General features: G+C 67.6%; 22 protein-coding genes. 10 read left to right on the top strand and 12 right to left on the bottom strand.

The window, feature by feature from the left end; translation table 11 throughout:
* Positions 1-11 precede the first annotated feature (11 nt).
* Genes nusB through ribBA form a run of 3 tightly spaced genes read right to left on the bottom strand, consistent with a single transcriptional unit; the run spans position 12 to position 2213 of the window.
* A complete protein-coding gene (gene nusB, locus A7W11_RS10915) occupies positions 12-530 on the bottom strand; it encodes a transcription antitermination factor NusB (protein ID WP_156523050.1) in 519 nt (172 codons plus the stop codon).
* Positions 496-1017 carry a 6,7-dimethyl-8-ribityllumazine synthase gene (ribH, locus tag A7W11_RS10910; protein ID WP_066411614.1) on the bottom strand — a complete coding sequence of 174 codons (522 nt, stop codon included), beginning with the start codon at positions 1015-1017 and terminating at the stop codon, positions 496-498. Before ribH ends, nusB begins: the two co-directional genes overlap by 35 nt.
* An 11-nt stretch (positions 1018-1028) precedes the next feature.
* On the bottom strand, positions 1029-2213 hold the full coding sequence (gene ribBA, locus A7W11_RS10905; protein WP_066411611.1) for a bifunctional 3,4-dihydroxy-2-butanone-4-phosphate synthase/GTP cyclohydrolase II: 1185 nt from the start codon (positions 2211-2213) through the stop codon (positions 1029-1031).
* A 131-nt stretch (positions 2214-2344) separates the two neighbouring features.
* Here ribBA and A7W11_RS10900 point away from each other — a divergent pair, with 131 nt between their 5' ends.
* The gene (locus tag A7W11_RS10900) at positions 2345-3169 is read left to right on the top strand and encodes an IclR family transcriptional regulator (RefSeq protein ID WP_066411607.1); all 825 of its coding nucleotides are present in this window, start codon (positions 2345-2347) and stop codon (positions 3167-3169) included.
* 194 nt (positions 3170-3363) lie between these two features.
* Entirely contained in the window at positions 3364-5109 is a 1746-nt protein-coding gene (locus A7W11_RS10895; protein WP_066411603.1) for a CYTH and CHAD domain-containing protein, read from the top strand.
* A gap of 166 nt (positions 5110-5275) precedes the next feature.
* Here A7W11_RS10895 and ftsY read toward each other — a convergent pair whose 3' ends face one another.
* A complete protein-coding gene (ftsY, locus tag A7W11_RS10890; protein ID WP_066411599.1) occupies positions 5276-6598 on the bottom strand; it encodes a signal recognition particle-docking protein FtsY in 1323 nt (440 codons plus the stop codon).
* Positions 6599-6620: 22 nt separating this feature from the next.
* Here ftsY and rsmD point away from each other — a divergent pair, with 22 nt between their 5' ends.
* The 4 genes from rsmD (at position 6621) to A7W11_RS10870 (ending at position 9378) form a co-directional block, all read left to right on the top strand.
* Positions 6621-7247, top strand: a complete 627-nt coding sequence (gene rsmD / locus A7W11_RS10885) for a 16S rRNA (guanine(966)-N(2))-methyltransferase RsmD (RefSeq protein WP_066411595.1) — start codon at positions 6621-6623, stop codon at positions 7245-7247.
* Entirely contained in the window at positions 7244-7750 is a 507-nt protein-coding gene (coaD, locus tag A7W11_RS10880; RefSeq protein WP_066411591.1) for a pantetheine-phosphate adenylyltransferase, read from the top strand. The genes rsmD and coaD overlap by 4 nt, the downstream gene beginning before the upstream one ends.
* Before the next feature lie 97 nt (positions 7751-7847).
* Entirely contained in the window at positions 7848-8099 is a 252-nt protein-coding gene (locus tag A7W11_RS10875) for a YfhL family 4Fe-4S dicluster ferredoxin (protein WP_066411588.1), read from the top strand.
* Positions 8100-8226: 127 nt separating this feature from the next.
* Positions 8227-9378 carry a benzoate/H(+) symporter BenE family transporter gene (locus A7W11_RS10870; protein ID WP_235816879.1) on the top strand — a complete coding sequence of 384 codons (1152 nt, stop codon included), beginning with the start codon at positions 8227-8229 and terminating at the stop codon, positions 9376-9378.
* Positions 9379-9383: 5 nt separating this feature from the next.
* Here the strand turns inward: A7W11_RS10870 and A7W11_RS10865 are convergent, their stop codons facing one another.
* From A7W11_RS10865 to msrB, 5 genes are all read right to left on the bottom strand, one after another.
* Positions 9384-9767: an MOSC N-terminal beta barrel domain-containing protein gene (locus A7W11_RS10865; protein WP_066411582.1), complete on the bottom strand. Its 384-nt coding sequence runs from the start codon at positions 9765-9767 to the stop codon at positions 9384-9386.
* Entirely contained in the window at positions 9764-12253 is a 2490-nt protein-coding gene (locus tag A7W11_RS10860) for an AsmA family protein (RefSeq protein ID WP_066411579.1), read from the bottom strand. The genes A7W11_RS10865 and A7W11_RS10860 overlap by 4 nt, the downstream gene beginning before the upstream one ends.
* Positions 12254-12614: 361 nt before the next feature.
* Positions 12615-13367: a peptide-methionine (S)-S-oxide reductase MsrA gene (gene msrA, locus A7W11_RS10855; protein WP_066411575.1), complete on the bottom strand. Its 753-nt coding sequence runs from the start codon at positions 13365-13367 to the stop codon at positions 12615-12617.
* 81 nt (positions 13368-13448) lie between these two features.
* Entirely contained in the window at positions 13449-15377 is a 1929-nt protein-coding gene (locus A7W11_RS10850) for a cytochrome c biogenesis protein DipZ (RefSeq protein ID WP_066411572.1), read from the bottom strand.
* Between the two features lie 36 nt (positions 15378-15413).
* Positions 15414-15926: a peptide-methionine (R)-S-oxide reductase MsrB gene (msrB, locus tag A7W11_RS10845; protein WP_066411570.1), complete on the bottom strand. Its 513-nt coding sequence runs from the start codon at positions 15924-15926 to the stop codon at positions 15414-15416.
* Between the two features lie 145 nt (positions 15927-16071).
* Between msrB and A7W11_RS10840 the strand changes: the two genes are divergently transcribed.
* From A7W11_RS10840 to A7W11_RS29000, 4 genes are all read left to right on the top strand, one after another.
* Positions 16072-16788, top strand: a complete 717-nt coding sequence (locus A7W11_RS10840) for a response regulator transcription factor (protein ID WP_066411567.1) — start codon at positions 16072-16074, stop codon at positions 16786-16788.
* Complete coding sequence (locus A7W11_RS10835; RefSeq protein WP_066411564.1) at positions 16788-18263, top strand: sensor histidine kinase; 1476 nt, start codon at positions 16788-16790, stop codon at positions 18261-18263. Before A7W11_RS10840 ends, A7W11_RS10835 begins: the two co-directional genes overlap by 1 nt.
* A 151-nt stretch (positions 18264-18414) precedes the next feature.
* Positions 18415-19203 (top strand): 2-oxo-tetronate isomerase, encoded by a 789-nt coding sequence (gene otnI / locus A7W11_RS10830; RefSeq protein ID WP_066411562.1) that lies wholly within the window; start codon positions 18415-18417, stop codon positions 19201-19203.
* A gap of 59 nt (positions 19204-19262) precedes the next feature.
* Complete coding sequence (locus A7W11_RS29000; protein ID WP_268874732.1) at positions 19263-19388, top strand: hypothetical protein; 126 nt, start codon at positions 19263-19265, stop codon at positions 19386-19388.
* Here the strand turns inward: A7W11_RS29000 and A7W11_RS28995 are convergent.
* The 3 genes from A7W11_RS28995 to A7W11_RS10820 form a co-directional block, all read right to left on the bottom strand.
* On the bottom strand, positions 19379-19501 hold the full coding sequence (locus tag A7W11_RS28995) for a hypothetical protein (RefSeq protein WP_268874731.1): 123 nt from the start codon (positions 19499-19501) through the stop codon (positions 19379-19381). The two genes, A7W11_RS29000 and A7W11_RS28995, sit on opposite strands and share 10 nt — an antisense overlap.
* 378 nt (positions 19502-19879) lie before the next feature.
* Positions 19880-20164 (bottom strand): helix-turn-helix domain-containing protein, encoded by a 285-nt coding sequence (locus A7W11_RS10825; protein WP_066411561.1) that lies wholly within the window; start codon positions 20162-20164, stop codon positions 19880-19882.
* Positions 20164-20541, bottom strand: a complete 378-nt coding sequence (locus A7W11_RS10820; protein ID WP_066413899.1) for a type II toxin-antitoxin system RelE/ParE family toxin — start codon at positions 20539-20541, stop codon at positions 20164-20166. The genes A7W11_RS10825 and A7W11_RS10820 overlap by 1 nt, the downstream gene beginning before the upstream one ends.
* Positions 20542-20638 lie beyond the last annotated feature (97 nt).

The following is a 20638-nucleotide window of genomic DNA, read 5'->3' as shown; positions in this document are numbered from 1 at the left end:
GTCCGAGGGGTTTACGACGCGCGGCGCTGCTGCGCGGCCAGGACCTCGGCCGAGCGCACGTCGGCGGCCAGCTTGTCGAGCACGCCGTTGACGAACTTGAAGCCGTCGGTGCCGCCGAACGATTTGGCCAATTCGACCGCCTCGTTGATGGCGACCTTGTACGGCACCTCGACGTGATGCACCAGCTCGTAGCTGCCGATCAGCAGGATGCCGTGCTCGACCGGCGACAGCTCGGCCAGCGGGCGGTCGACATAGGGCGTGAAGCGCTCACGCAGGGTGGGCGCCTCGCGCAACACGCCATGCAGCAAGGTCTTGAACCACTGCGCGTCGGCCTCGGAGAAATCCTCGGCATCGCGCAGGTGGGCATCGATCTCGCCGGCATCCTGCGTGCCTTCGCCACCACGCAGCAGCCAGGCGTAGACGCCCTGCAACGCGAATTCGCGGGCACGGCGGCGCGCACTGCGCGCGTTGGCGCGGGCCTGGACGGCGCTGGGATCAGCGGCCGTCGTCGTCTTGTTCGTCGTCGTCAAAATCTTCGTCCTCGTCGTCATCTTCCTCGGGCTCGAGCGCGGCCACCAGATTGGCCATTTCCACGGCCACCTGGGCGCAGTCGCGGCCCTTGCCGGCGGCACGCGCCTGGGCTTGCTCGTCGGTGTCGACGGTGAGCACGCCATTGGCGACCGGAATGCCGGTTTCGAGGGAGATGCGGGAAATTGCGGTGGCCATTTCGTTGCTGACCACTTCAAAGTGATAGGTTTCGCCGCGAATGACCGCGCCCAGGGCGATCAACGCGTCGAATTCGAAACTCTCGGCCATGTGGGACAGGGCAACGCCCAGTTCCAGCGCGCCCGGCACGGTGGCGACCATGACGTCGCGCTCGTCCACGCCCAGGTTGGCCAGCTCTTCCAGGCAGGCCTGCAACTCGGCCTGGCCGATCTCTTCGTTGAAACGGGCACGCACGATGCCGATGTGCAGCCCTTCGCCGTTCAGGTCGGGGGTCAGGATGTAGGGATTCATGAATCTGCCTTTCAGGTGGTGGCGGGAGAATCAGGGGGAGCGCAATCGTAACCCGTAATGGTCAGGGCAAACCCTGCCATGCTGGGCATCTTGCGCGGCTTGGCCAACAGCCGCATCTGGCCCACGTGCAGGTCGCGCAGGATCTGCGCGCCGATGCCGTAGGTGCGCAAACCGAAGCGGTCGGCGTTCTGAGCGGCGCCGGCGCTGGCCGCGCCGGAACCCGCCCAGGCGTCGACCTGGCCAAAAAGGTGCTCGGTGGAAGACTGGCAATTCATCAGGATCAGCACGCCAGCGGGCGAAGCAGCGATGGCGCGTAGCGCCTGGCCGACCGACCAGCTGTGCGGGCTGGAGCCCGTGTCGAGCACGTCGAGCAGCGAGGCCGGCTCGTGCACGCGCACCAGCGTTTCGCGTTCGGGGTCGATCGTGCCGTGCACCAGCGCGATGTGCGGCGAGCCGGTGGCGTCGTCGCGATAGGCGATGCTGTGGAACTCGCCCCACGGCGTGCGCATCCGGCGTTCGCCCACGCGCTGGATGATGGACTCGTGCTCGCTGCGGTACTGGATGAGGTCGGCGATGGTGCCGATCTTCAGGCCATGTTCGCGGGCGAACACGGCCAGGTCGGGCAGGCGGGCCATGGTGCCGTCGGGCTTCAGGATCTCGCAGATGACGGCGGCGGGCGTCAGGCCGGCCATGTCGGTGAGATCGCAGCCGGCTTCGGTGTGGCCCGCGCGCACCAGCACGCCGCCGGGGACTGCGCGCACCGGGAAGATGTGGCCGGGCTGCACCAGGTCGGACGGCTTGGCGTCGCGCGCCACGGCGACCTGGATGGTGCGGGCGCGGTCGGCGGCCGAGATGCCGGTTTCGACGCCTTCGGCGGCCTCGATGGACTGCGTGAAGTTGGTGCCGTAGCGCGTGCCGTTGCGGCTGGCCATCAGCGGCAGTTCGAGCTGCCGGCAGCGCGCTTCGGTCAGCGTCAGGCAGACCAGCCCACGCCCGTGCGTGACCATGAAGTTGATGGCCTCGGGCGTGACGAATTCGGCGGCCATGACCAGGTCGCCTTCGTTCTCGCGGTCTTCCTCGTCGACCAGGATGACGATGCGGCCGGCGCGCAGCTCGGCGATGATCTCTGGCACCGGTGCGATGTCGAAGGCTTCCGGTTCGACGCCGGACGCGACAGGGGAAATCTGGGCTGACATTGGGGAAGGCAGCAGACTGCTGCAGGCGGGGAAAGTGGGCATTTTACCGCCCCTGGCGCGGCAATGCCGGCGTACACTGCGCGCTGAACCCGCCCCCGATTATTTTCATCGAACCCAGGACCTCACGCCCCATGCCCGCCAGCAAGACGGCCACCCCTTCGGCGCCCGCCAACGACGGCCGCCGCAGCATCCAGTCGGTCGAGGTCGGCTTTCCCCTGCTGGCCGCCCTGGTCGACGCCGCGCGCCCGCTGACGCTGCGCGACCTGGCCGCCGCCGCCGGCATGACCTCGGCCAAGGCCCACCCCTATCTGGTCAGCTTCACGCGGGTCGGCCTGGTGCAGCAGGATGCGGCCACGGGCCAGTACGAACTGGGTCCCTTCGCCCTGCAGATGGGGCTGGTCAGCCTGCAGCGGCTGGATCCGGTGCGCGTGGCGCTGCCCGAACTGGCGCTGCTGCAGGCCGAGATCGGCCATACGCTGGGCGTGGCCGTGCTGGGCTCGCACGGGCCCACCATGATCCACATCGCCGAAGCCAGCTATCCGGTGCATGTGAACATGCGCAAGGGCACGGTGATGTCCATGCTGCACACGGCCACGGGGCTGGTGTTCGCGGCCTGGCTGCCGCGCAAGGTGGCCGAGCACTACATTGCCCGCGAGGAAGGCGACGCCGCCGTCATCGCCACGCTGGCCGGCGCCCGCAAGACCGGCCCCGTCGAACACCTGGACACCGTGCTGGCCGACGTGCGCGTGCACGGCATGGCCCGCGCGCTGGGCAATCCGCTGCCCGGCGTGGATGCCTTGTCGGTGCCGGTGTTCGACCACACCGGCGCGATCGTGCTGGCCCTGACCGCATTGGGCCCCAACGGCCTGTTCGACACGGCCTGGGACGGCGCGATCGCCAAGCCCTTGCTGGCCTGCGCGCACGAAATCTCTCGCAAGTTGGGCTATCGCGTCTGACGTATCGCAGCGGAAACAGCGCGTATCTTTCGCGAATCTGCGTCTTTCGCTGGTTTAATATCTTTTTTTGCGGTGCAGCATGCCTGATATGCACCGTTACTCCGCATTTTTGATGACCAAAAAATGACTCGTCATCAAAATTCGGCCTCTTATCTATAAGATGGTTGCCTTTCCGTTCTCGCCGTACAAGGGTCATGTCAGAACAAGAATTGAAGTTGCACGTTCCGCCGACCGCCGGCGCCGCCATCCAACAGGAACTGCGCAAGCGCTCCGCTGCGCGCGTGCGACTGCACGCCCTGTATTTCGACACCCCCGAACGTGAACTGGCCCGCGCCCGCATCGCCCTGCGGCTGCGCCGCGAAGGCAGCGACTGGATCCAGACGCTGAAGATGCCCGGCGCGGATGCCATCACGCGCATGGAACTGAATCATCCCCGCCCCGGTCCCGTGCTCGACCTGTCGGTCTATGCCGGCACGCCCGTCGAAGAAGCGCTGGCCGGCCTGCGCGGCGAACTCGGGCTGCGCTACGAAACCGACGTGCAGCGCGTGCTGTGCAAGGTGCGCAGCCGCTTCGGCTCGGTCGAGATCGCCTACGACACCGGCATCATTCGCGCCGGCGACCTGGAACTGCCGATCTCCGAAGTCGAATTCGAACTGCTGTCCGGCCGCACCGCCGCGATCTTCGCGGTGGCGCGCACCTGGCAGCAACGCCACGGCCTGATCCTTGATACGCGCAGCAAGTCGCAGCGCGGCGACGCGCTCGCCGCGCTGGCCGTGCGCCTGGCCGACAAACCGGAAGACGGCACCGAAGCCACCGCCGAGGCCCGCCGCAAGCTGATCGCCGGCTTCTGGGGCACGCGCGGCGCCAACGGCATCAAGCTGACCGCAGACATGGACGCGCCCAAGGCCCTGGGCGTCATCGCCGCCGAGTGCCTGGAACAGGTCATCCACAACGCCGCGATGCTGGCCGAAGTGGATACGGCTGGCGTGTACCAGGCCGGCCATTCGGAACACGTGCACCAGTTGCGCGTGGGCGTGCGCCGCCTGCGCTCCGCCTGGCGCCTGTTCGACGGCTGGACCGCTCCCATCCCTGACGCGCTGCTGGACGGCGTGCGCATCCACTTCGCGGCCTTCGGCGCCAACCGCGACCAGGACGTGCTGGACGAAACCGTCGCCCCGATGCTGCAGCGCGCCGGCATGCCGGTGATCCCGCACAAGCCCGCCGCGCCCGACGAAGACTCGTCCGCCATCGCCTCGGGCCGCGCCTTCCAGGGCTGGCTGCTGGACATGCTGGAATGGAGCCTGGACGTCCGTCCCGCGCCCCTGCCCGCCGTGCCGGCGATGCCGCTGGTGCAATCGGCGCTGGCCACGACGGCGGTTCCCGCCGACAGTGCGACGGGCGCGCCTGCGGCCGCTTCGGCTGAAGGCAATGCCGCCGCGCAGGCGGCCCCGGCTGACGGCGCCACGGCGGCGCACCCGGCCGATGAGCCTTCCGCGCCCATCATCCCCACCATCATTCCGCTGCGCCAGCCCGAGCCGCCGGAAGCCCCGCCTCCGCTGCACGACCTGTTGGCCGGCCGCCTGCATCGCTGGCACAAGAAAGTGGTGGCCGAAGGGAAGCGCTTCACCACGCTGGAAATCGAGGCTCGCCACGACCTGCGCAAGCGTGCCAAGCGCCTGCGCTACGGCCTGTCCTTCTCCGAATCGCTGCTGCCCGCCGCGCGCCTGCAGGGCTATCGCAAGCAACTGGCGCTGGTGCAGGAATTGCTGGGCGAGTTCAACGATCTGGCCGTCGCGCGCGAGCACTACGAAAACTGTGTGGGCGAGCACCCGCAGGCCTGGTTCGCGCTGGGCTGGATCGGCGCGCGCCTGGATGCGATCTCCGTCGAGGCGCAACGCGCGTTCGATCAATTGGCGCAAGCAAAGGCATTCTGGAAGTGATGCCAGGCGGCGCATCAGCGCGCCGCTGAAATCCCCGGTTGGACATGACAAAGGCGCCCGTGACGGCGCCTTTTGTCTTGCTGCGTTGCCGGGCGGGGCCTCACCATTGCAGGACACCGCACGCGGTGAATCCCGCCGCCGGCAAGAGCATCCCGGGATAGCGGAATCAATCCGCCAGCAAGGCTCCCGCGAACTCCGATGCGACGAACGGCTGCAGGTCTTCCATGCCTTCGCCCACGCCGATCCAGTAGACCGGAATCGGACGCACGCCCTGGCTGCCCGCGGCCACGGCGGCCAGCGTGCCGCCCTTGGCGGTGCCGTCCAGCTTGGTCACGACCAGGCCGGTGAGGTTGATGGCGGCGTCGAAGGCGCGGATCTGCGCCAGCGCGTTCTGGCCGGTGTTGCCGTCGACCACCAGCAGCACTTCGTGCGGCGCGGTGGCGTCGGCCTTGCCGATGACGCGGCGGATCTTCTTCAGCTCTTCCATCAGGTGCAACTGGGTCGGCAAGCGGCCCGCGGTATCGATCATGACCACGCCCACGCCGCGCGCGCGGCCGGCATTGACCGCGTCGAACGACACGGCGGCGGGATCGCCGCCATCCTGCGCGATGACCTGCACGTTGTTGCGGCTGCCCCACTCCACCAGTTGCTCGCGCGCGGCGGCGCGGAAGGTGTCGCCGGCGGCCAGCAGCACGCTGGCGCCCTGGCGCTGGAAGGTATGCGCCAGCTTGCCGATGGAGGTGGTCTTGCCCGCGCCGTTGACGCCCGCGATCATCACCACCAGGGGCTTGGCCTTGTCGACGTCGAAGTTGCGTTCCAGCGGGCGCAGGTGATCGGTCAGCAACTCGCGCAGCGCGGCCTTGACCTGGGCCGGGTCTTCGATGCGCTGCTTCTTCACACGTGCGCGCAGCGCGGTGATCAGGGTCTCGGTGGCCTCGATGCCGGCATCGGCCATGATGAGGGCCGATTCCAGCTCATCGAAAAGGTTCTCGTCGACCTTGACCCCGACGAACAGCCCGCCCAGGCTCTGGCCGGTACGCGACAGGCCCTGCTTCAGGCGGCTGAGCCACGAGGCCTTGCGCACCGGGGGTTCGGTGGCGGGAGCCGGCGGCGCGGCGGGAACGATGGCCGCAGGGGGGGCCGCCGGCGCGGCGGGTGCGGGCGGCGCGGCCAGCGGGACCGCGGCGGCGGCAGACGTTTCTACGGGTGCGGCAGCGGAAGACGCCACGGGCGCGGCAGCGGCAGGCACGGGAATGGCCGTGGGCGCCGGTGCTGCGGCGGGCGCGATCGTCTCGGCGGGCAAGGCCGTAGAGACGGCAGCGGCAGCCACGGGCGTCCCGGGACGCGCGGCGGGCTCGTCGGGCGCAGCATCGGGAACCGGCACAGGGACGGCCACCGGCGGCGCAGCGCGGTCTTCGACCGGCGGGGAGGCCTCCGGCCGCTGCGGCTCGGGCGTCGCGGGGGGCTTTTTCTTGAAGAAGCTGAACATGGGCGGAAGTATATTCTCATCCATGGGTACCTCTTCCATCCGTATCGTCGCCGGCCAGTACCGGCGCACCCCGATCGCAGTGCCCGATGTGCCGGGCCTGCGTCCCACGCCCGACCGGGTGCGGGAAACCCTGTTCAACTGGCTGGCCCACCTGTGGGGCGGCGACTTCAGCGACAAGCGCGTGCTGGACCTGTTCGCGGGCAGCGGCGCGCTGGGCTTCGAATCCGCGTCGCGCGGCGTGGCGCAGGTGCAGATGGTCGAACGCGACCGCGGCGCCGTGTCCGCGCTACGGACGCTGCGCGACAAGCTGCGCGCCGATACCGTGCGCATCCATGCGGGCGATTCGATGGAAGCGCTGCAGCGCATGGACGCCTCGCGCTTCGACCTGATCCTGCTCGATCCGCCCTTCAACCAGGGCTGGCTGCCGCGCCTGTGGCCGCTTCTGCCCGCCATCCTGGCCGAGGACGGCCTGGTCTACGTCGAGTCCGAAGACGCCTGCGATCCCCCCGAAGGTTTTGAACTGTTGCGCGACGGCAAGGCCGGCGCCGTTCACTACCATCTGCTGCAGTTTGCTGCGTTGCGGAAAACGATCAATAATCCGGGTTCGGAGGATGGTGCAAGCCACAAACAACATACGGAGCCCGCATGATCACAGCTGTCTACCCCGGCACATTCGACCCGCTGACGCGCGGACATGAAGATTTGGTGCGCCGGGCAGCCTCGCTTTTCGACAAAGTCGTGGTGGGTATCGCGCACAGCCGCAACAAGAAGCCGTTCTTCACCATCGAGGAACGCGTGGAAATCGCCCGCGAAGTGCTGGGCCACTATCCCAACGTGGAAGTGCTCAGCTTCGGCGGCCTGTTGAAAGACTTCGTGCGCGAACAGAACGCCACGGTCATCGTGCGCGGCCTGCGCGCGGTGTCCGACTTCGAATACGAATTCCAGATGGCCGGCATGAACCGCCACCTGCTGCCCGACGTCGAGACGCTGTTCATGACGCCGTCGGACCAGTACCAGTTCATCTCGGGCACCATCGTGCGCGAAATCGCGCAGTTGGGCGGCGACGTCAGCAAGTTCGTGTTCCCGTCGGTCGAGCGCTGGCTGCAGGAAAAGGCCCGCGAGCGCCGCGAGCAATCCTGGCCGGGCAACTGAGGCCAGCCTGCACACGAGACCGCGTCCACGGCGCGGTCTCTCCGGTCGGCCCAGGGGGCGGCGCTACAATGGCGCATTGCCCTGCCTCGCTTTCCCCATGGCCCTCCTCATCACCGACGAATGCATCAATTGCGACGTTTGCGAGCCTCAGTGCCCGAACGACGCGATTTCCATGGGTGACGAGTTCTACGTCATCGACCCCGACCGCTGCACCGAATGCGTGGGCCACCACGAAGAGCCCCAGTGCAAGGTGGTCTGTCCCGTGGAGTGCATCGAACTGCATCCCCAATGGCACGAAGGCCAGGACGCCCTGATGGCCAAGTACCGCCGCCTGACCGGCCAGGCATGATCGCCGCACCGCCTTCCCACCGCGCGCGGGCAGGAGCCGACCGATGAGTCCGGACGGCAACGCCTATCGCGATGCCGGGGCGCCGTCCGCCGTCGCCCCGCCCCCCTCCCGTACCAACGACCTCTCCCTGTCCGCCATCGTGGCCGGCCTGGTCGCCGTGCTGGTCAGCTTCGGCGGCACCGCCGTGCTGATGGTGCAGGCGGGCCACGCGGGCGGCCTGGACGCGGTTCACATCGGTTCCTGGCTTGGGTCGATCTGCCTGGCGCTGGGCCTGGGCGGCGCCGTCATCAGCCTGCGCAGCCGCGTGCCCGTGGTCATGGCCTGGTCCACGCCCGGCGCGGCCTTGCTGATCACCAGCCTGGTCGGTGTGCCGTTCGACCAGGCCATCGGCGCCTTCGTGCTGGCGGCAGCGCTGACGCTGCTGTGCGGCGTGTTCGGCTGGATCGATCCCATCGTCCGGCGCATTCCCGCCGAAATCGCGGGCGCCATGCTGGCCGGCGTGCTGCTGAACTTCGGCATGGGCATTTTCCGCAGCATCGGGGCGCAGCCCGCGCTGGTGCTGGCCATGTGCGCGGCCTATCTGCTGGGCAAGCGCTGGGTGCCGCGCTACGCCGTGCTGGCGGTGCTGGCCGTGGGCCTGATCGTGGCGGCCGCCACGGGCCTGGTGCATCTCGATGGCGTGGCCTGGAGCCTGACCGAATTCGTGTGGACCACACCGGCCTTCACGCTGCAGGCGGCCATCAGCCTGGGCGTGCCGCTGTTCGTGGTGGCGATGGCTTCGCAGAATCTTCCCGGCCTGGCGATCCTGCAGGCCGCGGGCTACCGGCCGCCCGCATCGCGGCTGGTCGCGGCCACGGGGCTGTTGGGGTTGCTGTCCGCGCCGTTCGGCGCGCACAGTGTCACGCTGGGCGCCATCATCGCCGCCATCTGCGCGGGGCCGGAAGCACATGCCGATCCGGCCAGGCGCTATGTGGCCGCCGCCACCTATGGCGTGTCGTACGTGCTGCTGAGCATCGTGGCGGGCGCCGTGGCGGTGTTCTTCCAGGCCTTGCCGCCCGCGTTGATCGCGGCGCTGGCGGGCCTGGCGCTGTTGGGGCCCATCATGGGCGGCATGGCCTCGGCCATGGCCAATCCGCAGCGCCGCGAGGCCGCGCTGGTCACGCTGCTGGCCACCGCGTCGGGCGCCAGCTTCTGGGGAATCGGATCGGCGTTCTGGGGACTGGCCGCGGGCCTGGCCACCCATGCGGCGCTGGAATTCCGGCGCACCCGATCCGGCTGAACGCGTCAGCCCCAGCGCACCTCGGACACGTCCGGGTGCACCTTCATCACGCGGCACGGGAAGCCCACCACATTGGAAATCCAGGCGGCGGCCAGTTCGCCTTCGTCGATGACGTCGACCTCCTGCCCGCACAGCGGAATCTGGTAGCGCACGCTGTCGTCGTCTTCGATCACGTCCAGCGGGATGTCCAGCCGCAACATGCCCGGCGCCTTCAGCACCAGGTAGCCCAGCCGCAGCGCCACCGACACGTCGGCCAGGCGCGGACACAGCTCGCGGTTCATCCATTGCCCGGCATCGTTGACCACCAGCCAGCGCCGATCGTAAGCCGCCGCGTCGGGCTGTGCGGTGTGGCCGCACTCGGCCACGGGCTGAAAACGGGTGTCGCTCATTTTCCGATCAAGCCTTTAAGCGCTTTGTTCACGGCATCCACCGATGTGCCCTGGCCGCCCAGGGCATCCTTCAGGCGCTGCGCCACGCCCTGCTTGAGCAGGTCGCCGGCGATGCTCTGCCACATCAACGTATAAACGGGCTTGTCGAACGGCCCGGTGACGTGCACCGGCACCGACACGCCCTTCAGGAAGTCCAGCGCCTTGCCCTCTTCGGAAGGATTGGCGTTGACGCGCGCGCGCGCCACGAAATCCAGCGTGCTGCGCGGGAAATCGATGTTGGCCGGATCGCCCTGGGTGACACGCACCAGCGGCGAGTTCAGATCCAGCCGGGTGGCCTTCGCCACGCCTTTGGTCAGGGCCAGGTCGGCGTCCAGCGTGGTGAACGCGGTCTGGCGCGACGTATCCGAATCCACCGGCGCGTTCTTGATCCCGCCGGCGAACAGGGACTTCGCCTCGCCAAGCACCTGCGCCACGTCGATGCCCTTGATGGCGCCGTCGCGCAGGCGGATCTGCGACGTGCCGCCCAGGCCGTTGACCAGGGCATAGGTATTGGCGCCGGCCGTCTTCAGGTCCGCCACGATGCTGCCCTTGCCGGTCAGCGCGTCGCGGCCCGCCACATCGGCCAGCAGCGGCTGCACCGACACGTCGGCCAGCGTGATCTTGGCGGCCATCTGGTTGCCGTTGGCGGCATCCACGGACATCGTGCCGCCCAGCTTGCCCTCGTACAACGAGGCCACCATCGAGGTGATGTCGAGCTTGCCCTTGTTCAGTTCGAGCGCGACAGCGACGTCGGAAGCCTTGACCTTGCGCACCACCAGTTGGCCGATGTTGATCGTGCCGACGGCCGAGGGGCCCACCAGGCCGGAGAGATCGAAGCTGCCGTCGTTGGCGGGCGGGGCCGCGGGCGCAGCGGGCGCGGGCGGCTTGGAGGCGTCCTGCTTGCCATCGCCCGCGGGCGCGGCCGGCTTGGGCGGGACCGCGGCGGGCATCAGCTTGTCCAGGTCCAGCGTGTCCACGGCCAGCGCGAACTTGACGTTGGGGATCTTCGTCAGTTGGCTGACGTCGGTGGACAGGTCGAACTTGCCGCCTTCGAGCACCGCATTGACGCGGGCGCTGGCCTGGTCCTTGGACAGGTCGGCCGAGGCGCTGCCGATGACCGGAATCTGCAGGCTGCCCTTGGGCAGGCCGGGATCGGTGATGTTGACGTCGCCCTTGACGGCCGACAGGCCGCCCGAGCGTTGCAGCAGGTTCAGCGACACGGGTGACGTGAACGCGGCCTTGACCACGCGCTCGCCCTGCTTGAGGGTGCTGTCGATCTTGGCCTGCTGGATGTCGAGCTCGCGGGCGTTGCCGCTGATGCCGGTCAGGCCGAAGCTGGTGTCCAGCGTCTGCGTGCGCACGCGGCCCGTCAGGCCCTGGCCGGTGGCGGCATCGGGCTTGATGTTCAGCGTGGGCGCGTCCAGCGCGAACTCCAGCGGTCCGCCGTCGCGCGTACCCTTGACACGCACGGCCATGCGCTCCAGCAGCAGCTGGCTCTGATTCGGATCGGCCGCCAGCTTGGGCACCGCCACGCTGGCCTCGACGCCAGTCATGGCAATGGAGGGCTCGGTGATGTCGCCGGCAAAGACGAGTTCCAGGCCGGAAACGTCCAGCGACGATGCACGGCGATTGACCGCGAGGTTGCCGCGCACCGCCAGGCTCTTGGCCTGGGCGCCCGGCAGGATGCCGTTCATGCGCACGTCGAGTTTCTGGGCCGCCAGGCGGCCGCCGACCGGATCCAGCGTGATCTGCGCCTGGCCGGTCAGGCCGGCATCCACGCGCGGGTTGCCGCCTTCCATCCGGGCCGACATCGACACGTCGAACGGCTGGTTGAACGTCATGCGGCCGGTGGTGGCATTGAGCTGGGTCACGGCCACCGCCATGCCCGTCATGGCGTCCTGCAGTTGCAGTTCGCCCGATTGCAGGTCCAGGCCGGCGATGTCGATCTGCATGCTGCTGGGCGTGACGGGCGTGCCGTTGACCAGCGCCTGCGCCGCGCCGCCGATGGCGCCGGCGGGCGTCGGCTCGGCACTGGCGGGCGCGGTGTCGTTGCGCATCAGGTCGGAGAAATTCAGATTGCCCTGCTTGTCGCGCACGATGCGCGCCTTGAAGCCATTGATGGTGACGTGGTCGACCACGAAGCTGTTGGACAGCAACGGCCAGACGGCCACGGCCAGGCGCATGCTGTCGATGGAAGCGAAGGTCTCGTCGCTGTTCGGCTCGGACAGCGACACGCCCTGCACGGCCAGGCCGATGCGCGGAAACAGCGACAGCTCGATCTCGCCATCGATGGCCAGGCTGCGGTGATAGCGCTCCTGGACCAGCTCTTCGAGTTTGTACTTGTAGGCGTTCGGGTCGAACGTAAGCAGGAAGATGGCCAGGCCCACGACCGCCACGACGACGACCACGACCAAGCCGATCAGGATGCGTTTCAACCACGTCTTCATTGATGCACCGTCACTACCTCGGCTGCGAGAGTTACTGCGTATATTGGGGCGCCGTCATGGGCGCGCGACATTCAGGCTGCGCCGCGCAACCGCCATTGCCAGGGGCATGCCGCGGCAGCCAAGCCTGCGGCATACCCTGAATCATCAAAGGGCAGACCTTCGGAACAATGGGAAGTTCGTCTCGCGCGTGAACAGCCTATGAAGCCCTATCGTAACAAATCAAAGAGACAGGGTTCTGTAGCAAGACGTGTTCCTGGCACGCTCGGCGTGACAGGGTGCAAGAAGACGGGAGATCCTGACAGAAATGACAGGCAAAAAGGCCCGCGCGGCAATCGCCGGCGCGGGCCGAATGCGCCTGCGCTTACGAAGCGGAGGCCTGGCGCACCAGCACGGGCTTGTCCTGGTAGCGGGACGGGAACAGGCGCTTCAACTCGCCGATCTTGGGCAGGTCGTTGATGACGATGTAGGGATGGGACGGATGCTCGGTCAGGAAATCCTGGTGGTAGTCCTCAGCCGGGTAGAAATGGGCCTGTTCCTCGATACGCGTGGCGATCGGCCGCGAGAAGGCATGCGCGCCGTCCAGCTGGGCGATGTAGGCCTGCGCCACCCGCTTCTGTTCGGCATCCATGGGGAAGATGGCGGAACGGTACTGGGTGCCCACGTCCGGGCCCTGGCGGTTCAATTCGGTGGGATTGTGGGCCACCGAGAAGAATATCTGCAGCAAGGCGCCGTACGAGACCTTGGAGGGATCGTAGGTGACTTGCACCGACTCGGCATGGCCGGTCGTGCCGGAACCCACCATTTCGTACTGTGCCGTATCGGCCGCGCCGCCGGCGTAACCCGACAGCACGCGTTGCACGCCCTGCACGTGCTGGAACACGCCCTGCACACCCCAGAAGCAGCCGCCGGCGAAGACGGCGGTTTCGGTGCGTGCGGAGCTGGCGGGAACATCCTGCATGGGTGCGGCGATGGCCACGCCGGGCTCGCCGCCCATGCCGAACGACCAGGCCGGTGATTGCCAGGCGAAAATGCCCGCGGCCAGCGCGGCGCTGCCCGCCAGCAGGGAAAGCAGCGCACGGCGGCGCGGAGGGGAAGAATGGGATTGCGTCGTCATGGTGCAAGGCTCCTGTCGCGAGGGGTGCGATGAAGAGAAAAGGCCTTCGCGCCCGCGGCTGCCGCCCCGGACGCCACGGGATCAGCCGAACGTGAAGGCATACGCCGACACGCCGGGGTCGAGGAATTCGATGCCGAAGGTGCGGTCGGCGATGGGGCCGGGCTGGCGCACCAGTTGGTACAGCCGCTGCTCGGTGACCGTGCCCGTGCCGTCGGCGGCCACGTCCGCGCCGTGCGCGTCGCCAGGCGCCTGGCCATCGACCGTGACCTTGAAGCGCACGGGCTTGCCGTCCGGCCCCGGTCCCAGCACCAGATGCAGGTCGCGGGCATGGAATCGGTAGACGATGCGGCCCGACGGGCTGGTCAGCCGGGCCTGCTCGGCACCGATGTTCCAGCTGCCGTCCAGCCCCCACGCGTTCAGCTTGGGATTCGCCGGCGCCGTATAGCGGCCGGCCTGGTCATGCACGGCGGCGCCCGAGGCGAAGTTCTCTGCCCGGTCGTAGCCCAGATAGGTTTCGGGCGATTGCACCGGGCTCACGCCGGCGGCCATCTGGTCGGCCTGAGCCGACACGGTCGAGACCCCCTCCGTCACCTGGGCGCCGGCTTCGCGCAGCAGGTCCTGGATGACGCGTTCCGACTTGTCGTAGTCGCCTTCGCCGAAATGGTGGTAGCGGATACGGCCCTGGGCATCGATGAAATAATGCGCCGGCCAATACTGGTTGTTGAAGGCGCGCCAGATCGCGTAGTTGTTGTCGATGGCCACCGGGTAGTCCAGCCGGTAACGCTGGATGGCCTTGGCGACGTTGCCCACGTCGCGCTCGAAGGCGAACTCGGGCGCATGCACGCCGATCACCACCAGGCCCTGGTCGCGGTACTTGTCGGCCCAGGCTTTCACGTACGGCAATGCGCGCAGGCAGTTGATGCACGAGTACGTCCAGAAATCGACCAGCACCACCTTGCCGCGCAGGCCCTCCGCCGTCAGCGGCGGGGAATTCAGCCACTGCACCGCGCCGTCCAGCGAAGGCAGCATGCCTTCGACGGGCAACGACGAGGCCGTGCCGGCGTCCGCCGCACGCATGGCGCCGCTGGCGGCCATCATGGCGGGGCCGTTGGACGGCCTCATCGCGGCAGCGCCTTGCATGGCCATCGACGGCAGGGCCTGCATGGACATGCCGTCGGCCCCCTGCATGGCCGCCGAGCCCTGCATCGCCATGCTGTCGGAACCCCGCATCGCGGGCGAGCCCTGCATCGCCATGGCGCCGCCCTGCGCCCCTGAAACCGCACCGCCTCGCGAACCGCCCAGCTTATCCACCAGGCGCTGTTCCAGCCCGCTGGTCGACGCCGTCGACAACTGCGCCAGCACGCCCGTATCCAGGCCGAAGGCGATGGCCACCACGCCCGCCAGCATCGCCCCGCCCAGGCCGCGCCGTACCCATTCGCCCGCGCCCAGCGAGCGCTTCATCGCGGCGAACACCTTGCCACCCACCAACAACGCCACGGCCAGCGACGTGGCCGCGCCCGCCGCATACGCCAGCAACAGCAGCGACGTGCCCAGGCTGGCGCCCTGCAATGCGGCGCCGGTCAGCACCAGGCCCAGGATCGGGCCCGCGCAAGGCGCCCACAGCAGGCCCGTGGCGATCCCCAACAGGAAAGAAGCGCCCGGCCGGGGGCCGCCGGCCTGCGCCGTCTCCGTCAGCCGGTTGCCGGCGGACACCAGCGGATGCGCCAGGCGTTCGGCCAGCCTGGGCCACAGCAGGGCCAGCGCGAACAGCGCCACCAGCGCCAGCGCCAGCCAGCGGCCGTATTGGTTGGCGGCCACCACCCAGCCGCCGCCCACGGCGGCCAGCGAGGCCACCAGCGCGAACGTCAGCACCATGCCCGCCAGCAGGGGCAAGGCGCCGCGCGTGAAGGACTGGCCGGCGCTGGAAAACACGAAGGGCAGCACCGGCAGGATGCACGGGCTGAGGATGGTCAGGACGCCGCCGAGATAGGCGAGAACGAGGAGCAGCATGGTTATCGGTCCTGGAAATAAGGGGGGATCGCGGCCTCAGGCCGGTTGCGCGGCGAAGGTCATGGCCACGCCGTTCATGCAGTAGCGCAGGCCCGTGGGGCGCGGGCCGTCGTCGAACACGTGCCCCAGATGGCCGCCGCAGCGGTGGCAATGCACGGCGGTGCGCAGCATGCCGAAGGTCGTGTCGCGGGTCTCGCCGACCGCATCGGCCAGGGGCTCCCAGAAGCTGGGCCAGCCGGTGTGGCTTTCGAACTTGGTCCTGGACGAGAACAGCGGCAGGCCGCAGCCGGCGCAGGCAAAGGTGCCGGCGCGGTGCTCGTCGTTCAGCGGGCTGCTGTAGGGGCGCTCGGTGCCTTCCTGGCGCAGCACGTTGTATTGCGCGGGGGTCAGGCGCTGGCGCCATTCCGCGTCGGTATGGGTCACCTCGAACGCCCCTTGGCCGGTCTCGGCCTGCGCAGCCACCGCGCGCGTATCGAACAGCCGGGGCAGCACGCCCGCGGCCAATGCGGCCACGCCGCCCGCATACAGGAATTGTCGTCTGGTCGCCATGAGGATCTCCGCGCTTCGGTGGTTTCGATGAACGCAGCGTAGTGCCGGCGTCCTCCCGGAGTCCTCACGTAAACTTAAACAAATCGTGATCACTCGGCAGGCGGTTTGCGCCCACAATGACACGTCCCTTCTTTACTGCCCGCCGATGGACTCATCCAGACGCGTCCTCGTGGTCGAGGACGACAACCATATCGCCGACCTGCTCGCGCTGAACCTGCGCGACGAAGGCTTCGACGTGACCCACGCCGCCACCGGCGACGAGGGCCTGCGCCAGCTCGAACAAGGCAACTGGGACGCGCTCATCCTCGACCTGATGCTGCCCGGCATCGACGGCCTGGAGATCTGCCGCCGCGCCCGCGCCATGACGCGCTATACCCCCATCATCATCCTCAGCGCCCGCGCCAGCGAGGTGCATCGCATCCTCGGCCTGGAGCTGGGCGCCGACGACTACATGACCAAGCCGTTCTCGGTGCTGGAGCTGGTGGCGCGCGTGAAGGCGCTGCTGCGCCGCGTGGACGCACTGGCCCGCAACGCCCGCATGGACGCGGGCAGCCTCTCGGCCGGCGGCCTGTTCATCGATCCGCTGGCGCGCGAGGCCACGCTGGACGGCAAGGCCCTGGATCTGACCCCGCGCGAGTTCGACCTGCTGTACTTCTTCGCGCGCCAGCCCGGCAAGGTGTTCTCGCGCATGGACCTGCTCAATGCCGTGTGGGGCTATCGGCACGAGGGCTACGAGCACACCGTCAACACCCACATCAACCGCCTGCGCACCAAAATCGAAAGCGACCCCGCGCAACCCGAACGCATCCTGACGGTGTGGGGACGCGGCTACAAGTTCGCGGCCCCGGAGGGCCAGGCCTGATGGCCTTGTGGCGGCGCCTGACGCTGACCCAGCGCCTGTCGCTGGTGTTCGCCCTGCTGCTGATGGTGTGCAGCAGTACGTCCGCGTGGATGCAGATCCGCGCCAGCCGCATGCACGAGCTGGAAGTCGTGCAGGGCCTGTCGCGCGACTTGGCCGAACATATCGCGCGCACCGGGCAGTTGATGGATGCCAATGGCCTGAAGCCCGACGCCGTGCGTCAGTTGTTCAGCCAGCTGATGGGCGTGAATCCCAGCGTCGAGGTCTACCTGCTGGACCTGGACGGCAACATCACCGGCCATGCGGCGCCCGCGGATCGCCTGAAGCGCGACAGGGTGAACCTGGCCCCCGTGCGCGCCTTGCTCGGCGGTGCGCGGTTGCCCGTGCTGGGCGACGATCCGCGCAGCGCCGATGCGCGCAAGGTCTTCAGCGCCGCGCCGCTGCGCATGGGCGGGCGCGATGTGGGCTACGTGTACGTGGTGCTGCTGGGCGAGGCGCACGACCGCCTGGCCGCGCGCGATGCCACCAGCACCGCGCTGGACATCGGCCTGTGGTCCATCGGGCTGATGGCCTTGCTGTGCCTGGTGGCGGGCCTTGCGGCCTTCGCCATCATCACGCGTCCTTTGCGCAGGCTGACAGAAGCCGTGCGTGGCTTCGATATCGACGGATCGCCCACCACCCCGCCCCCGCCCCCAGCCAGCACCCGCACGGACAGCGACGAGATCGCCGTGCTGGACGGCGCCTTTCGCCAGATGGCGGGCCGGCTGGGCGAACAATGGCGGACGTTATCGCGGCAAGACCAGGAACGGCGCGAACTGATCGCCAACATCTCGCACGACCTGCGCACGCCGCTGGCCTCGCTGCACGGGTATCTGGAAACCCTGTCGCTGAAGGACGAATCGCTGCAGCCCGCGGAGCGCCGCCGCTACCTGGGCATCGCGCTGGACCAGAGCCGCAAGATCGGCGGACTGGCGCAATCGCTGTTCGAGCTGGCGCGGCTGGAGTATGGCTTCGTGCAGCCCGAGACCGAGCCCTTCGCGCTGGCCGATCTGGTGCAGGACGTCTTCCAGAAGTTCGAACTGGCGGCCGAGGCGCGCCAGGTGAAACTGCACGCGCGCTTCGACGCGCCACCGCCGCCCGTGCGTGCCGACCTGGGCCTGATCGAACGCGTGCTGACCAATCTGCTGGACAACGCGCTGCGGCACGTGCCGGCGGGGGGCGATATCGAGATCGCAATGACGCCGCGGCGGGACACGGTGGAGATCACTGTCAGCGACAGCGGCCCCGGCATTGCCGCCGAACTGCGCGAGACCGTGTTCCAGAAGCCTTTCGAGGTGGGCGGCGCGCGGCGCGGCGGCGGGTTGGGATTGCGCATCGTGCATCGCATCCTGCAACTGCATGGCCTGGAGATCGCGTTGCTGGATCTGCCGGGGCGCGGCGCGGCGTTCCGGTTTTCGTTGCCGGTGGCCAAGGGCTGAGAGAGCGGCGTGCGGGGATCGGCGGCCGAACAGCGGACGCGGGATCCTGCCAGGGCAGCCCCTTGCGGCAGGTCCGCGCAGCCGCTGTTGCGGTTGACTACACTGCATCTGCCCCGGGCGTGCCAGCGCGCCGTTTCACTCAGAGCCCATCATGTCCCTGCAATTCGCCGCGAACCTGAGCTTCCTGTACCAGGACCTGCCTTTTCTCGACCGCATCGATGCCGCCGCGCGCGATGGGTTCAAGGGCGTGGAGTACGTCTCACCCCTGGAGTTTTCCGCGCCAGACATCCGGCAGCGGCTGGACGACAACGGTGTGCAACAGGTGCTGTTCAACGCCGCAGTGGGCCAGTGGTCGAAGGGCGAGCGCGGCATTGGCGCCCTGCCCGGACATCAGGCCGAGTTTCGCGACGCGATGGGACGAGCCCTGGAATATGCCGGCGTGCTGGGCAATCGGCTGCTGCATGTGATGGCGGGTCTCATGCTCCCGGGCGCTGACCGCGCCGCCTATGTAGACGCCTTCCAGGAAAACCTGGCCTGGGCGGCGCCGCAGGCCGCCGCACAAGGCGTGACCCTGCTGCTGGAACCCATCAACCAGCGCGACATGCCAGGCTATTTCCTGAGCTACCAGGACGATGCGATCGCCCTGATCGATGCCGTCGGCGCTTCCAACATCGCGCTGCAGTTCGACTGCTATCACTGCCAGATCATGGAGGGCGACGTCGTCACCCGACTGCGTGCCCTGAAAGACCGCATCGGACATATCCAGATCGCCAGTGTGCCGGGCCGGCATGAGCCCGATGGGGAGGAGTTGAACTATCCCTTCGTGTTCGAGACCTTGCGCGAGCTGGGCTACGAGGGCTGGATCGGCTGCGAGTACAAGCCGCGTGCCGGCACGTCGGAAGGATTGGGCTGGCTGCGTTCGTATCGCGAAGCGCATTGAGCCTCGGCGCTGTGCTGGGGGCCGCGCTTCGAAATTGGTCGCCACCTGCCGGACACACCATGCAGATCGGCGAGGCCACCTACATGCGCCTGCGTGATCCGTCCCCCGAGGAATACTTCCTGGACGGCCCTGGCAAGGTTTTCGTGGCCGAGATCATCGGCGAGGACGAGATCAATCAGGCTTGATGACGTAACGCCAGGAACGAGCCGCCATGCACGGTTTGACGGCTTTTTTTGCGGAAACGTCCTGCACGCAGGCCTTTTTCGCACTTGTCGAGGTAGTTATAGATGACGATCATTGACTCGGATGCGATACGCGAACTGAGCAGTCTCGCGGGTTTCGCATCGCCAGAAATAGGGCATCCGTCAGGAAAATTACCCCATTTACTGATGGATTACCTTCTTTGCCACACACACGGCATCGCAAAACCAATACGCTAAAGAATGGCGCTTGGGGCCTCATTCGTTCACGCGGCGCGTGCAGAGACGTTGGATTTGAAGTCGTTGGTGCGTGGCGAGAATAGCTGGCAGATCTGCCAGCTTGGAATTCGGGTTGCGTGGCATACATACTCCTTGGATACATGTTATGCCTTGAACACGAAATTACTGACAGGCCGCCGCCGGGAAGAGCGCGCAAAGACATCACTTTGATTTACGGCCATCCCCAATGGTCTGTATCAAGCCAACGCGTCAATCACGGCCTGCGGGTTGCGCTCGATCACGTTGAGCAGGACCAGGGCCGGACCATGTGGGGTGCGGTCTCCTCGTTCCCAATGCCGTAGCGTCGCCGCGGAAAAACCGAAACACGCGGCGAACTGTTCCTGCGTCATGCCGACCTTGGCCCGCACGGCCTTCACATCGACAGAGCGTGGCCGATGCACGCGCACACCCATCGCTTCACCTTTCGCGTGCGCGATGGCCTCTTCCAGCCCCTGTTTGATGCTCTTGAATGCCGTGCCCATCACGTTCTCTCTTTCCAAAGACTCACCAGGATGTCGACCAAGCAGGCCAGCTCATTGCGCTCGGCCTGCGTCAGATTGGCTTTGTCACCCTTGGAGAAAAGCGTCAGCAGATACAAGGGCATGAGGTCATCGTGATAGTAGTAGATGACTCGAACGCCTCCGCTCTTTCCTTTCCCACCGCGCCGCCATCGCAATTTGCGCACGCCACCGGTACCTTCCATGATGTCGCCAGACTTGGGGGACTGCGCAAGATAGTCGACCAACTCTCTTCGCTCTCCCGCACTCAACAGCTTGTCGGCCAGGCGCGCATAAGAGGGCAGTTCGACAATGCCTTGCAGCACAGTTATGTCGAATTTAATCCACTGGATTAGTTTCATCAAGAGAGCGTTCTTGAGCGAGAGATAAGTCCCAAGCCGCCCAACTCGCTCATGATGACGACACCCTCGGCGCATTGCCATGCAGGGCGTGCTGTAT

This window comes from Bordetella ansorpii (assembly GCF_900078315.1).
In the GTDB taxonomy this organism is placed as follows: domain Bacteria; phylum Pseudomonadota; class Gammaproteobacteria; order Burkholderiales; family Burkholderiaceae_B; genus Bordetella; species Bordetella ansorpii.
This window is presented reverse-complemented; position numbering and strand designations above follow the sequence as displayed.